The sequence below is a fragment of the Rhodococcus sp. RCBS9 genome (genome assembly GCF_029457415.1).
Taxonomy (GTDB): Bacteria; Actinomycetota; Actinomycetes; order Mycobacteriales; family Mycobacteriaceae; genus Rhodococcus_F; species Rhodococcus_F qingshengii.
Map to the genome: position 1 here is coordinate 5442977 of NZ_CP120422.1, position 13982 is coordinate 5456958.

Genomic DNA, 13982 nt, shown 5'->3' on the forward strand with positions numbered 1-13982 from the left:
ATTAGTCAATGGCCCTACCGATATTCTAAGTCGCGTGCCTGTCCGCCCCACGCAATTCCCGCGCCGCTCGGCTTTGTCCCGGGTTCGGCTCACCGCCTGTGCGGTGATCCGATGAGTACCCCGCGCGATCAGACCGACGCCCATCGCGCCGCCGTCGGCCCGTCCGACGGCACACCTGTCGCGGACAACCCGGTTCCGTTGCTGAACATCGCGAACATTCTCACGATGGTCCGAATGGTTCTCGTTCCGGTTTTTCTCGTTGTTCTGTTCGTCGACGGCGGACACTCGACGTGGTGGCGTCTCGGGGCAATGGGCGTGTTCATCGTCGCCGCGATCACGGATCGGATCGACGGCCAATTGGCTCGGAAGTACGGTCTGGTCACCGATTTCGGCAAACTCATGGACCCGATCGCGGACAAGGCACTGATCGGCGCCGCGCTGATCGGTCTCTCGGTTCTCGGTGACCTGTCGTGGTGGGTGACCGGAGTGATCATCGCCAGAGAACTCGGAATCACGCTGTTGCGGTTCGCGGTACTGCGGCACGCGGTCATCCCGGCGGGCAAGGGCGGCAAGCTCAAGACCCTCGTGCAGGCCGTCGCGATCGGGTTCTACCTCTGCCCGCTGCCGAGCAGTTGGGACATCGTCAGCGGATTGCTGATGGCTGCTGCCGTCGTACTGACGGTGGCGACGGGAATCGAATACATCGTGCAGGCGATCAGGCTTCGCGCCGGAGTTCGCGCAGTCGAGTCATGACGGACCCGCTGCTCGCACTCGGAGTGGTCGAACTCGTCGACGCCCTTGGCGCCGCGAGGCAGACTGTCGCCGCCGCCGAATCTCTGACGGCTGGCTTGTTCACGGCTGCGGTCGCGTCCGTGCCAGGGTCGAGCGCGGTGCTGCGTGGGGGCCTGGTCGTGTATGCGACCGACCTGAAAGCGACGCTGGCGGGCGTGGATCCCGAGCGTCTGGCAACGGACGGCCCCGTGTCCGAGAGCACCGCCGTGGCTTTGGCGCTCGGCGCCCGGACGAGGTGCGGCGCCGACTGGGGTATCGGACTGACCGGAGTCGCCGGTCCGAGTGAGCAGGACGGACACTCGGTCGGAACGGTGTTTCTCGGTATCGCCGGCCCGGACGGAACCGAATGCGTACCCCTCGCGCTCGGCGGCGAACGGTGGGAGATTCGGACAACCGCAGTCGCAACTGCCGTGTCGCGGTTACGTGATCGTGTCGCAGAGCGTGCGGCACGATAGGCTCGGGAACCAATCGGATGTGTTCGGACGTTGACGATTGTGAAGACGTACGACCATGCACGATGAGGTCACGGATGAAGGAGGAGCGAGATGGCGCTGCTATTGCGTGAGGCAATCGGTGACAGTCTCCGGCGTACGCGCGTTTCGCAGAGCCGCACGCTACGTGAGGTGTCGAACAGCGCGCGTGTGAGCTTGGGCTATCTGTCCGAAGTGGAACGTGGACGTAAGGAAGCATCGAGCGAACTGTTGGCGGCGATCTGTGATGCGCTCGCAGTCCCACTGTCCGACGTGCTGGTCGACGTGAGCGAGACCCTGGCCACGAAGAAGAGCGCTCCGGTAGCTGGTCGACAGGTCGCCGAACCTGCGGTGTCGGCTTCCGGTTCGGTCTCGGCTTCCGGTTCGCCGACAATCGCACGCGATACCCGCGTCGTGATTCCGGCACCGAACGCTCGAAGGTTGGCGGCGGCGTAGCCACTACCGGCCGTAACCGATAGATTTTGTACGTAACCGCCGGTTTCCAGCAGGTGGGGTCAGAGCAGATAGGGCGCAGCCCTTGTTTCGGTGCGCGACGGTCGCGCTCCGGGTCGCGTTCGGCGCGGCGCATCAGATGGAGGCAGGATCAAACCAATGGCTAATCCTTTCGTCAAGGGCTGGAAGTACCTGATGGCGCTCTTCAATTCGAAGATCGATGAGAAGGCAGATCCAAAGGTTCAGATTCAGCAGGCGATCGAGGACGCACAGCGCCAGCATCAGGCGTTGTCCCAGCAGGCTGCGTCGGTGATCGGTAATCAGCGTCAACTCGAGATGAAGCTCAGCCGTCAACTCGACGAGGTCGAAAAGCTCAACGCCAACGCGCGCCAGGCCGTCAACCTCGCCGATCAGGCCGCTGCTGCCGGCGACAACGACAAGGCGATCCAGTACACCAACGCTGCCGAAGCTTTTGCGGCCCAGTTGGTGACGGCCGAGCAGGGCGTCGAAGATCTGAAGGCACTGCACGACCAGTCCTTGCAGGCCGCCGCTCAGGCCAAGAAGGCTGTCGAGCAGAACGCGATGACTCTGCAGGCAAAGGTTGCCGAGCGCACCAAGCTGCTCAGCCAGCTGGAGCAGGCCAAGATGCAGGAGCGCGTGAGCGAGTCCCTTCGGTCCATGGACAGCACGCTGTCGGCTCCCGGCAACACACCCAGCCTCGATGCTGTGCGCGACAAGATCGAGCGGCGTTACGCCGACGCACTCGGCTCTGCCGAACTCGCTCAGAACTCCGTTCAAGGCCGCATGATGGAGGTCCAGCAGGCCTCGGTCCAGATGGCAGGGCACAGTCGCCTCGAGCAGATTCGTGCTTCCATGAAGGGCGAGGCACTGCCGTCCGGCGGCGCAGCAGCCACTCCTGCGACTCCGTCCGTCGAGAAGCAGCCCCCGGCTGCCGGTCAGACCGGGCAGTAGCCGAATCCTCGATGTCGGCAGTGATGCTCTGATGTTTTCTTCACGAGACGGTCGATCTGGGCGCGAGCCCCGGTCGGCCGTTCCCGTTTCCGTATCCGGCGCCTTCGGAGCGTTGGGACGCACCGCGGACACATTGCGCGAGGTCGGACTGTCTGCGGCGGATGCCGCTCGGCGGTGGCAGGACCCGCGCGCCAAATTCGAGCGCAAACGTGCCCGTGCACGTCGACGCGCTCAGCGTTGGGGTTTCATGTCCGGCGGATCAGTGGTCGGCACGGCCGGCCTTGCTGTTGCGTCGGCCCCCGAGTGGTCGGTGGTCGTGGCAGGCGGGGGAGCGGCACTGTTCGCGGTTCCCGCCGTCATCGCGGTCGGCCGCTACCGTTCGATGAGTTCCGGCCCACCGCCGTCGGCGCCGATTCGCCGGCGCTTGCCACCGTCGTCGTCTCGCGCGTTCATCCCGATGTCTCGCCTCATCGGCGCCGAGACTTCGTTGTTCGAGATCTTGAGTGTGCTCAGGCGCGCCGACACCATCGACCCCGGTGAGTTGGACGAAATCACTGTTACCGCCGATTCGGCATTGAGAGCGATGTTCGCGGTGTCTTCGGATGTCGTCGCAATGGAACGCGCCGTGGCCGCTACACCCAAGGTGACCGAACCTCTTGATCCCACCATCGACGGCGCAGTTCTTGAGTTGCAGTCGGGGTTGGATCAGTACGAGGATCTGGTGACCTCCGCAGCTGCATTGACAGCGCCTCACAGCCCTTCGGCTCTGGTGGGATTCAACCGAGAACTCTCGGCGCTGCACGCGGCCGCCGAGCGACTTTCGGCGCTTGCCGACGCCATCGGCGAGGTGGACGACATCACCCGCAAGTACAACTGACAGTTCCTGGTCTGATCGGCGCTCAGTCGTCGGCGCCGCGGGCTGCCAATGCTTCACCCATCGCATCTGCGGTCATCAGGGTGCCGACGATGACCGGCACTGCGAAGGAACGCAGCGAGAAGCCGAGCCCTCGTGCCTTGCGTGCTTCGGACACCTGTGTGATGACCTCGAACATCAGCGGAATGCACCGGATCGTCATTGCCAGGAGCAAGGCGATCCGTTCGGGATTGACGCCGAAGCGTCGCAAGGGTGTCAGGAACCGGGTGATCGCGTCGAGCATCTCGGAGATCCGCGTGGTCAGACCCATGATCGCCGCGAAGGCGATCGAGATGATCAGGACGCCGCACACGACGGTCGCTCGCTGCCACCCCGCGACCACCAGCTGGAACGCGCCGATGAACAGCAACATCCACAGTGCGGGTCGCAGCTGCCGGATCGCCGTCATCGGCGGGATGCGCGCAATGACGTACAGGGCGATGACGACGATCGCGGGAGCTGCCAGCTGCCACGGCTCACGTACGAAGATCGAGACGGCCAGGATCGCCACGATCAATGCGAAGAGCTTGATCCCCGTCGGCATCCGGTGCAGGAGCGATGTGCCCGGCCGGTAGACGCCGAGAGTGGTCACGAGACCAACGACCGGTAATGGCCGATCGAGTCGGCGGGGGAGCCGTCGGCGACGACACGGCCTTGGTCGACAACCAACACCCGTTCGAATGATTCGAGGAGGTCGAGTTGGTGGGTCACGACGATCAGTTGTTGATCGAGTGACTCGAACACCGAGCTGATGAGTCGCGAGTTGCGAAGATCGAGGAGCGTGGTGGGCTCGTCGGCGACGAGTACGTTCGGCTCTGTCACCATGATGGCCGCGAGCGCGAGTAGCTGCTTCTGCCCACCGGAAAGCTGGTGGGTGGGATGGTCGGCGTGCCCGGCGAGACCGTAGCGTTCGAGCACCGAGGCCACCTTTGCGGCGCGCTCGGCTTTGCCCAATCCGCTACGGCGGAGCGAGAATTCGATGTCCTCGGCAACCGTCGGCATCACGATCTGGTGGTTGGGATCGGTGAAGACGAATCCGACCTGCTTGCGTACGTCGCGGCCCTTCTTCGCCGTGTCCAAGCCGTTGACGTGGACGTGTCCTTCCGTCGGAACGACCAGTCCGTTGATCATGCGAGCGAGCGTCGACTTGCCGCTTCCGTTCGCACCCACGATTCCGATTCGCTGCTCGCTCAGTCGCAGATCTATCTGCTGCAGGACCGTTCGTTCACCGAAGCTGTGTCCGACGTTCTCGAAGACGATCTCACTCATCGGAGATTAATTCGCCACCACGGTCTTGTTCGACGAGATCACCGAGTCGCGCAGTAGTGCCGGGTATGCCCGGTGAACCTGGGACGCGACCAACGCGGTGACGACTGCTTTTGCGGCGTCGAGCGGGATGAAGGCGGCGTTGGCCGACCATGCGGCAACGAAGCTCATGTGTCCGCGGACCATCATTCCAACGATGCCGAACGCGTAGAGAACGACGACGCCGCCGAGAAGGTTGATGCCGATGCCCGCGATGATCCGGTACTTGGGCAGCATCTTGGCGGTCAGCCATCCGATAACAAACGCCGTCGGGATCCAACCGATGAGGAATCCGGCTGTCGGGCTCGATAGAGACACGAGTGCGGTGCGACCGCCGGCAAGGACCGGTAGACCGACCAATCCCAGAGCAATGACCGTCAGGACGGCGAGAACACCCTTGCGCGGTCCGAGTAGAGCGCCGGCCATCATGACGCCCATGGACTGAAGGGTGATCGGCACGCCGGAAATGCCGATGTTGATCGACCCGGGTAGGCCCAGCGCGATGATGAGTGCGGCGAAGACGGCTACATGCGCGAGATCGCGAGCGGGGAAACGGGTCGTAGACACTGCGGACGTGCTCCTTCGGCATACGGGATCGAACTTCGCGAGTTTACGCCAGGAGCAGGCACCCATGGGTTGGACACCTGACCTGCGTGAGGGCCGGTCTCGGGGTGAACCCTGATCTTTACCTGAACTTGCCGCTGAGCTGCTGCTTTGTCACGCCAGACCTGTCAGGCTGGTTCTACGGACCACGCAGCACCTGTCCGATTCGACTGATTATTCAACGGCACGTTGGAGGTAAGCATGTTTTGGAAGATCGTCTTGGCCGTCGTACTGGTGTGGGTCGCACTCGCGGTGGTCGGTGCGCTGATCAAGGGGCTTTTCTGGGTTCTGGTGGTCGGCGCTGTCGGCTTCGGAATCTACTTCCTGGTGAAGGCGATGTCGGGAAGTGACGACAATTCGCCCGCTTCGCGGTTCTGACGGGCAAGATCTGCCCTATGGAAAACTTCCCCGAGGACTGGCAGCGCGCGATTGTCATCGTGGCGCATCCCGATGACATCGAATACGGCGCAGCCGCAGCAGTGGCGCAGTGGACCGATCGCGGCAAAGACGTGCGATATATCCTGGCCACGCGCGGCGAGGCCGGAATCGCCGGTCTGTCGCCCGAGGAGTCCGGCCCGATCCGCGAGGAAGAAGAGCGTCGCTCGGCCGCGATCGTCGGTGTCGGTGAGGTGGAGTTCCTCGGCCTGCCCGACGGTCGTCTCGTGGAAGGCCTGGAGTTGCGCTCGACTCTCGCCGCAGCAATTCGCCGCCACCGTCCGGAATTGGTGGTGACGATGAACTTCTCCCACACCTGGGGCCCCGGCTATCTGAACAGCGCAGATCACCGTGCACTCGGGATCAGCGTTCTCGACGCAACTGCCGACGCAGCGAACGAATGGATCTTTCCCTCATTGACAGCGCAGGGACTGGCGCCGTGGTCCGGTGTTCGGTGGGTTGCGGTCAATACGATGACTCCCACACACTGCGTCGACGTGACGTCGACGGTCGATCGCGCCGTGGATTCGCTCGCGGAACATGCGCGATATCTGGCGGCGCTGAGTTCCACGCCGATCCGGGAACAGGCGCGCGCACAGATCGACATGGTCAGCGGACCGAAGCCTGGTTTCGACGCCGAGCGAGCAGTTGGTTTCGAGTTGTACTATTTCTGATGATCTCTGAGCGAGAGAAATCGCAAGTCCCGACGGGATTACCGGTGACTTGTCCGGTATTGTGTTACACACGATGGTAATCCGTAACGCAGATGACTCAATTGCCCCTCGCAAGGCAGATGGTCAGCGCATCCCCAGCCGCGAGATCGACGACGTGATTCTCGACGCAGCAAGGTCGTGTGTCCTCGATTTCGGAATGCAGCGAACCACACTTGCCGAGATCTCGCGTCGGGCCGGCGTGAGCCGACCGACGGTCTACCGGCGATGGCCGGACACGCGAGCTGTCGTCGCGGACCTGCTCACCCGGGAGATCCGATCGGTGCTGCCCGAGGTGACCTTCAACGGGTCTGCCGGCACGTTGCTCGTGGAGGCGATCGGTGACGTCGTCGGCCAGATTCGCGACCATCCGCTCTTCGTGAAAATTCGGCAAGCCGATCAAGAATTGCTGACGACCTACATCGTGGACCGGCTCGGCGCGAGCCAGAAGTCGATTCTCGAGCTGATCACATCCGTTGTCGCGGCCGGCCAACAGGATGGTTCGATTCGCGAGGGAAGCGTCAACGAGATCGCGGCGATGGTTCTACTGATGGCTCAGTCCGTCGTCATTTCTGCGCCGACTCTCGAGCCGGAGCTTTCCTCCGATGCGTCGGTCGAGCAACTTCGATATGCGGTCGCTGCTTATCTGGCACCCGTCAAGAATTCGGGAGAATAGCTGTGAGCCCCCTAGATTCAGCAGGCAGCGATTCAGCGCTCAACGCACAACGGCGTACTCGTGAACTCGAGCAGTTGGCGAACGGCGATTCGGTCGACGTCCTGGTGATCGGCGGCGGAATCACCGGTGTCGGTGTCGCTCTCGACGCCGTGACTCGTGGGCTCAGTGTTGCGCTGGTCGAAAAGCACGACCTCGCGTTCGGCACCAGCCGCTGGAGTTCGAAACTCGCACACGGCGGCCTTCGGTACCTGGCTTCCGGCAATGTCGGTATAGCGCGTGAAAGTGCGGTCGAGCGCGGCATCCTCATGACGCGCACCGCGCCGCACCTCGTTCGCGCCATGCCTCAACTCGTACCGCTGTTGCCCGAAACGTCGTTCTTCGGGAAGGCCCTGGTGCGTACCGGTTTCCTGGCCGGTGACGCTCTGCGCATGTCGGCGCGAACCCCGGCTTCGGTGCTGCCCAGATCACGGACGGTCAGCGCTGCGCGGGCGCGCGAATTGGCTCCCGCGGTCAAGCAGGAGAACCTACGAGGCGCCTTGACCGCGTTCGACGGGCAGCTCATCGACGACGCCCGCCTCGTCGTCGGTATCGCCAGAACCGCAGCGTCGCACGGCGCGCGAATCCTGACCCGCGTCGGTGCATACGACGTATCCGGAACGTCGGCCACCTTGCGCGACGAGTTGACCGGATCCGAGTTCTTGATGCGTGCCCGCGTCGTGGTCAATGCGACCGGTGTCTGGGCTGATCAGGTCGACTCCAGCATCACCCTGCGCCCCAGCCGCGGGACGCACCTGGTGCTCGATGCAGCGCGATTGGGGAACCCCACGGCAGCGCTGACCGTGCCGATTCCCGGCGAGACCAACCGTTTCGTCTTCGCCCTGCCCGCCCAGCTCGGCCGGATCTACCTCGGGTTGACCGACGAAGCAGCGCCGGGACCGGTGCCAGACGTGCCGTCGGCGTCAGAGGACGAGATCGACTTCCTGCTCGACACCGTGAACACGGCGTTGGAAGTTCCGCTGACCCGTGGGGACGTCTTGGGGACCTTCGCGGGTCTGCGTCCGCTGCTGGACACCGGTGAAGGCTCGACGGCCGACCTCTCGCGCAATCACGCTGTAGTCCGTTCGGACTCGGGCTTGGTCACGGTGGTAGGCGGAAAACTCACGACGTACCGCAAGATGGCCGAAGACGCCGTCGACGCTGCGGTCGAGGTCGGGTCGCTGAGCGCCGGGGCATGTCGGACACGCGCGTTGCCGCTGGTAGGCGCTGCATCACCGGCGGAATTGAAGAAGATCAAGGCACCCGCGTCATTGGTGGCGCGATACGGCACCGAGGCCGAGGTCGTTGCCGCGGCGAGCGGCGATCGTCTCCGGTCGGTTGCGGACTTGGAGATCTGCGGTGCCGAGTTCGATTTCGCGGTGTCGCATGAAGGCGCCCTCGACGTCGACGACGTCCTCGATCGCAGGACGAGAATCGGATTGGTGGCTTCGGATCGCGAACGCGCACTGGGTGCGGCGGAACAGGCCTTTCACTCGGTGTGACACTCTGATCCGGTGCGTGTAGCCGTTGTTGCCGGGCCGGACCCGGGTCATGCTTTTCCCGCAATAGCGTTGTCGCTGGCGTTGATCCAGGCCGGCGACGAACCGATCCTGTACACGGGGACCCGGTGGGTCGAGGCAGCGCGAGCAGCCGGCGTGGAAGCCGAGCCGCTCAAGGGCTTGGCCCCGCGGCCGGGAGACGACGATCTTGATGCAGGCGCTCGGATTCATTCGCGCGCCGCCTATATTTCCACCGAACTGCTTCCCGACCTGAAGTCCGTCTCCCCGGATCTCGTCGTTTCCGACATCCTCACTGCCGGAGGCGGATTGGCCGCCGAAAGACTTGGCATCCCCTGGGTGGAACTCTCGCCTCACCCGCTGTACTCACCTTCACGGGGGTTGCCGCCGATCGGCAGTGGGCTCGCTCCCGGCGTCGGAATTCGTGGTCGACTCCGCGATACCCTGATGCGCGCAGCGACGGGACGTTCGATCAAGCAAGGGTTGGCCCAGCGATCCCAGGCCCGTGTCGGTGTCGGACTGCCCGCTCTGGATCCCGGTCCGCAAGCGCGGCTGATCGCAACACTTCCGGCACTCGAAGTGCCTCGCCCCGACTGGCCGGAGCGCGCTCACGTCGTCGGACCGCTTCTGTGGGAGCCGACCGAGGTGATTCTGGATCCACCGCCAGGTGACGAACCGCTGGTTATGGTGGCGCCCTCCACGGCGCACACCGGCGCAGTGGGAATGTTCGAGGGCACGGTCGAAGGACTCGGCGGAGCCGGTGTGCGGCTGATCGCGTCGATGCTCGACGGGGCTGAAGGTGAGCATCCTGATTGGGTTCGTGCAGGTCTCGGACGCCAGGACGCGATGCTGCGTGACGCGTCGGTGTTGGTATGTGGCGGCGGGCACGGCATGTTGGCGAAGGCCCTGCTGGCCGGCGTGCCGACGGTCGTCGTTCCCGGGGGCGGGGACCAGTGGGAGTTGGCCAATCGCGCTGCGCGGGCAGGGACGTCGGTGATCGTGCGGCCCGCAGATGCTCAGTCGATTCGCGATGCCGTACTGCAGGTGCTCTCCGACAAACGATTCGCGGAAGCTGCGAGAGCGGCTGCCGCGACTGCGTCGCAGGTCACCGATCCGGTGGCGGTGTGCCGACAGGTGGTCAACGGAGGTGTGACGGCGTGAGCACGTTGCGCCTGAATGCAGGTGCACCGCTCTGTGGACTACGGTGGCGGCTGTGCGGTTGACCGAATTTCATGAAATGGTGCGCGAAGAGTTCGGGCAGGTACGAGGCGACTCGATGCTGATCGACCATGTACTCCAGAGTCTCGACGGAATGACTGCCGCGGAGGCCGTCGAAGCAGGCTGGGAGCCTCGCGAAGTGTGGCGTGCGCTCTGTGTGGAGTTCGACGTACCACCCGCCCGCCGCTGATTCTTCGGCGTGTCGAACGTCTCCCATCTTCTGTTCGAACACGTGTTCGTCTATGCTGAACCTGTTCGGTGGTGACGCTTCTTTGGTAACTGCGAACTTTCGATGTTCTACAAACGCGGTGACCTACAAACGCGGTGATCGACAAGCGCTAAAGCAAGATCGAAAAGTCTGTCGGTGGCCGGATCTACTCTGATCGCAACACACCAACAGGGTCGGCTCAGGCAGGCGCTGAAGAGACGGAGTCTGCTCAGGCAGGCACTGAAGACTGAAACAAGGATGGGGATCACGATGGCACCACAGGCACCTGATCGGGACAAGGCACTCGACCTCGCGTTGGCGCAGATCGACAAGAACTTCGGCAAGGGTTCGGTGATGCGCCTGGGTGAGGGTGTCCGCCAGCCCATCGCCGTCATTCCCACCGGTTCCATCGCGCTCGACGTCGCGCTGGGTATCGGCGGACTGCCGCGTGGCCGCGTCATCGAGATCTACGGCCCGGAGTCCTCGGGTAAGACCACCGTGGCACTGCACGCAGTTGCCAATGCTCAGGCCAACGGCGGCATCGCGGCGTTCATCGACGCGGAGCACGCACTCGATCCCGACTATGCAGCCAAGCTGGGCGTCGATACCGATGCACTCCTGGTCTCGCAGCCCGATACGGGTGAGCAGGCCCTCGAAATCACCGACATGCTGATCCGTTCAGGCGCCCTCGACATCGTCGTGATCGACTCCGTGGCCGCTCTTGTTCCTCGCGCCGAGATCGAAGGCGAGATGGGTGACAGCCACGTCGGTTTGCAGGCTCGACTGATGAGCCAGGCGCTGCGCAAGATCACCGGTGCCATGAACAACTCGGGCACCACCGTCATCTTCATCAACCAGCTTCGCGAGAAGATCGGTGTGATGTTCGGTTCTCCCGAAACCACCACCGGTGGTAAGGCACTGAAGTTCTACGCTTCGGTCCGCCTCGACATCCGTCGTATCGAAACTCTCAAGGACGGTACCGACGCAGTGGGTAACCGCACTCGCGTCAAGGTCGTCAAGAACAAGGTCGCGCCGCCGTTCAAGCAGGCCGAGTTCGACATTCTCTACGGCCAGGGCATCAGCAAGGAAGGCTCGCTCATCGACATGGGTGTCGAGCACGGGTTCATCCGCAAGTCCGGCTCCTGGTACACCTACGAAGGTGACCAGTTGGGTCAGGGCAAGGAAAATGCTCGTAAGTTCTTGCTGGAGAACACCGATATCCGTGACGAGATCGAGAAGAAGATCAAGGAAAAGCTCGGTATCGGTGCTGACGTCACTGCAACCGACGAAGCTCCCGCCGACTTCTGAGTTCAGTCATGAGCTTCGACGACGGTGACAACGGCGAGAATGCTCGTGAAGAGTACGGCGCTCCTCGGCGTCGATCCCGTCAACGATCCGAGAAGCCGTCGCAACGCGCAGAAGGTGGGACGGAGGCGCAGGCCAAAGATGCTTGCCTACGCCTCCTGACCGACCGGGCGCGCAGTCGTTCCGAGCTGGAAACAAAGCTGAGCGGGCGCGGCTTCGAGCCCGAGATCATTGCCAAGGTCCTCGATCGACTCCAAGAAATCGGGTTGATCGACGACGCAGACTTCGCGAACCAGTGGGTTCATTCGCGGCATACGTACTCGGGCAAGGGAAAGCGTGCGCTTGCAGTCGAGTTGCGGCTCAAAGGAATCGACCAGGACACCGCTTCCGAAGCGTTGTCACAGATCGATCCGGAAGATGAACGCGAGCGAGCAGCGGAGCTGGTTCGGCGGAAGCTGAAGAACAAGCCCGTCGATGATCGCGACAAGGCCACGCGTCGACTGGTCTCGATGCTGGCACGCAAGGGATATTCAGCGGGGATGTCCTACGAGGTGGTCAAAGCCGAGATGGCGGCGGTCACCGACTCGTAGCGAAGTGCAGCATTCAGAACAACAGGGCGGGGGTACCACCGAAATTCGGTGGTACCCCCGCCCTGTTGTGTATTCACGCTAACGCGGCTGGATTCGACTCACGGCTCCATCTGATTCACGGCTTGGTCAGGTCCATACCCGGAACCGAAACAGCTGGGTCGGCGGACGGAGCCGCGATGGGGCCCTTGCCCTTTCGCTTCCCGGACCGCAGGCGCTTCTCCACCTTGGTTGCCAGGAAGGTCAGAGCCGAGTTGAGAGCGATCATGATCGCGGCGACCACGATGAGCGCCGGCAGGAAGTTTCCGTAGAAGGTGCCGAGCTGTTGGGCCTGACGCACCAGCTCGACATATCCGATCAGGTAACCGAGGGCGGAGTCCTTCAACGCCACGACCATCTGTGAAATCAGGGCCGGGAGCATGGCGGTAACCGCCTGGGGGAGCAGGATCGTCACCATGATCTGCGTCTTGCGCATACCAAGTGCCTTGGCGGCCTCACTTTGCCCTCGTGGGAGTGAGTTGATTCCGGCACGGACGATCTCGGCGATCACAGAACCGTTGTACAGAGTCAGACCCACGACGACTGCCGCGAGTGCGAGGTACTTGGACTTGAAGACCTCGTATTCGGCGAACACCTGATACGAGAAGATCATCAGAATCAGAACCGGTACTGCTCGGAACAATTCGACGATGACGCCGCAAATCTTCCGAATGATGTTGTGCTCGGAGAGTCGGCCGATACCCAGTGCAGAACCGAGGATGAGCGCGAAGACGATGGACATCGCAGCCGCGATCAGCGTTCCCCGGATGCCGGGTATCAGATACGTTGTCCACGACGTGGATTCGAGGAACGGATCCCACTTCGCTGCTGTCAGCTGGCCCTTTTCGTCGAGTGCGCGGTAGATGACGTAACCGATTGCGACCATGAGTGCAGCGACGACAAGGGACGCGAATCGGTAGAGATTTCGCGCTCTCGGACCTGGCGCGTCGTAGAGGACTGTTGCGCGGTTGCTCATCGTGAAACCTCGAATCGCTTGCTCAGCTTGCCGAAGATCAAGCCCATGGGAAGTGTCAGGATCACGAAACCGACAGCGAAGATTCCACCGACGACGAAGATCGCGGCTTCGTTCTCGATCATCTTCTTCATCAGCGCTGACGCTTCGGAAACGCCGATCACCGCGGCGATGGTCGAGTTCTTGGTCAGTGCGATCAGCACGCTACCCAGCGGTGCTGTGACCGCGCGAAAAGCCTGAGGCAAGACGATCAGCCGAAGATTTTGTGCAAACGACAGACCGAGTGATCGGCCCGCTTCGGCCTGGCCGACCGGAACGGTATTGATTCCCGATCGAAGTGACTCACACACGAACGCGGCGGTGTAGACACTGAGGCCGAGTACGGCGAGTCGGAAGTTGTTGTCTGTCAAGAACGTCGGTGAGTCCGACTTGGCGAGGTTGACTCCGAGCGTCTGCGAAAGACCGAACAGGCAGAACAGCAGAATCAGTGTCAGGGGGGTGTTTCGGAACACGGTCACGTACGCGGTACCCAGGAATCGGGCGACCGGGACCGGTGACACGCGCATTGCCGCAATCAGGACACCGATGATGACGGCGCCGATCGCGGAGAAGAACGTCAGCTGGATCGTGGTCCAGAAGGCTTCCAGAATCTGGTCGCCGTACTTGCTCAGAAGGTTCACTTGCCGTCTCCCCAGATCACGGGATCTCCGTTGGTGGCGTCACGCGCTGCGGCTCCCGAAGTGGGGAGCCGCAGCGAGATTGACGGTGAA

General features: G+C 62.9%; 18 protein-coding genes. 13 read left to right on the top strand and 5 right to left on the bottom strand.

Annotated features, from left to right (window positions below; translation table 11 throughout):
- Window positions 1–111: 111 nt before the first annotated feature.
- The 5 genes from pgsA to P0M12_RS25600 all read left to right on the top strand — a co-directional run bounded on the left by pgsA (window position 112) and on the right by P0M12_RS25600 (window position 3564).
- Window positions 112–753, top strand: coding sequence for a CDP-diacylglycerol--glycerol-3-phosphate 3-phosphatidyltransferase (gene pgsA, locus P0M12_RS25580; RefSeq protein ID WP_003942125.1), 642 nt, complete (start codon window positions 112–114; stop codon window positions 751–753).
- Window positions 750–1247, top strand: a complete 498-nt coding sequence (locus P0M12_RS25585; protein WP_042450683.1) for a CinA family protein — start codon at window positions 750–752, stop codon at window positions 1245–1247. Before pgsA ends, P0M12_RS25585 begins: the two co-directional genes overlap by 4 nt.
- Before the next feature lie 90 nt (window positions 1248–1337).
- Window positions 1338–1718, top strand: a complete 381-nt coding sequence (locus tag P0M12_RS25590; protein WP_003942191.1) for a helix-turn-helix transcriptional regulator — start codon at window positions 1338–1340, stop codon at window positions 1716–1718.
- A gap of 156 nt (window positions 1719–1874) precedes the next feature.
- The gene (gene pspA, locus P0M12_RS25595; protein WP_003942098.1) at window positions 1875–2687 is read left to right on the top strand and encodes a phage shock protein PspA; all 813 of its coding nucleotides are present in this window, start codon (window positions 1875–1877) and stop codon (window positions 2685–2687) included.
- Window positions 2688–2718: 31 nt separating this feature from the next.
- The gene (locus P0M12_RS25600; RefSeq protein WP_231917320.1) at window positions 2719–3564 is read left to right on the top strand and encodes a hypothetical protein; all 846 of its coding nucleotides are present in this window, start codon (window positions 2719–2721) and stop codon (window positions 3562–3564) included.
- Between the two features lie 22 nt (window positions 3565–3586).
- Here the strand turns inward: P0M12_RS25600 and P0M12_RS25605 are convergent, their stop codons facing one another.
- The 3 genes from P0M12_RS25605 to P0M12_RS25615 are packed head-to-tail and all read right to left on the bottom strand — an operon-like array spanning window position 3587 to window position 5472.
- Window positions 3587–4192 (bottom strand): energy-coupling factor transporter transmembrane protein EcfT, encoded by a 606-nt coding sequence (locus tag P0M12_RS25605; RefSeq protein WP_054825715.1) that lies wholly within the window; start codon window positions 4190–4192, stop codon window positions 3587–3589.
- Window positions 4189–4869, bottom strand: a complete 681-nt coding sequence (locus P0M12_RS25610) for an ABC transporter ATP-binding protein (protein ID WP_054828100.1) — start codon at window positions 4867–4869, stop codon at window positions 4189–4191. Before P0M12_RS25610 ends, P0M12_RS25605 begins: the two co-directional genes overlap by 4 nt.
- Before the next feature lie 6 nt (window positions 4870–4875).
- A complete protein-coding gene (locus tag P0M12_RS25615) occupies window positions 4876–5472 on the bottom strand; it encodes a biotin transporter BioY (RefSeq protein ID WP_007735162.1) in 597 nt (198 codons plus the stop codon).
- A gap of 237 nt (window positions 5473–5709) precedes the next feature.
- Between P0M12_RS25615 and P0M12_RS25620 the strand changes: the two genes are divergently transcribed.
- From P0M12_RS25620 to recX, 8 genes are all read left to right on the top strand, one after another.
- Entirely contained in the window at window positions 5710–5886 is a 177-nt protein-coding gene (locus tag P0M12_RS25620; RefSeq protein WP_003942133.1) for a hypothetical protein, read from the top strand.
- A 17-nt stretch (window positions 5887–5903) separates the two neighbouring features.
- Entirely contained in the window at window positions 5904–6617 is a 714-nt protein-coding gene (locus P0M12_RS25625) for a PIG-L deacetylase family protein (RefSeq protein WP_063316521.1), read from the top strand.
- Window positions 6618–6690: 73 nt separating this feature from the next.
- A complete protein-coding gene (locus P0M12_RS25630) occupies window positions 6691–7329 on the top strand; it encodes a TetR/AcrR family transcriptional regulator (protein ID WP_003942216.1) in 639 nt (212 codons plus the stop codon).
- 2 nt (window positions 7330–7331) lie between these two features.
- Complete coding sequence (locus P0M12_RS25635) at window positions 7332–8867, top strand: glycerol-3-phosphate dehydrogenase/oxidase (RefSeq protein ID WP_064444528.1); 1536 nt, start codon at window positions 7332–7334, stop codon at window positions 8865–8867.
- A gap of 12 nt (window positions 8868–8879) precedes the next feature.
- A complete protein-coding gene (locus P0M12_RS25640; protein ID WP_042450679.1) occupies window positions 8880–10043 on the top strand; it encodes a nucleotide disphospho-sugar-binding domain-containing protein in 1164 nt (387 codons plus the stop codon).
- Window positions 10044–10095: 52 nt separating this feature from the next.
- Window positions 10096–10290, top strand: coding sequence for a DUF3046 domain-containing protein (locus P0M12_RS25645; protein WP_003942185.1), 195 nt, complete (start codon window positions 10096–10098; stop codon window positions 10288–10290).
- Between the two features lie 288 nt (window positions 10291–10578).
- Entirely contained in the window at window positions 10579–11616 is a 1038-nt protein-coding gene (gene recA / locus P0M12_RS25650; protein ID WP_007735170.1) for a recombinase RecA, read from the top strand.
- Window positions 11617–11624: 8 nt separating this feature from the next.
- A complete protein-coding gene (gene recX, locus P0M12_RS25655) occupies window positions 11625–12203 on the top strand; it encodes a recombination regulator RecX (RefSeq protein ID WP_050655795.1) in 579 nt (192 codons plus the stop codon).
- Between the two features lie 115 nt (window positions 12204–12318).
- Here the strand turns inward: recX and P0M12_RS25660 are convergent, their stop codons facing one another.
- Together P0M12_RS25660 and P0M12_RS25665 are read right to left on the bottom strand one after the other, a co-directional pair.
- Entirely contained in the window at window positions 12319–13215 is an 897-nt protein-coding gene (locus P0M12_RS25660) for an amino acid ABC transporter permease (protein ID WP_007735172.1), read from the bottom strand.
- Complete coding sequence (locus P0M12_RS25665) at window positions 13212–13892, bottom strand: amino acid ABC transporter permease (protein WP_019748198.1); 681 nt, start codon at window positions 13890–13892, stop codon at window positions 13212–13214. The genes P0M12_RS25660 and P0M12_RS25665 overlap by 4 nt, the downstream gene beginning before the upstream one ends.
- Window positions 13893–13982: the final 90 nt, after the last annotated feature.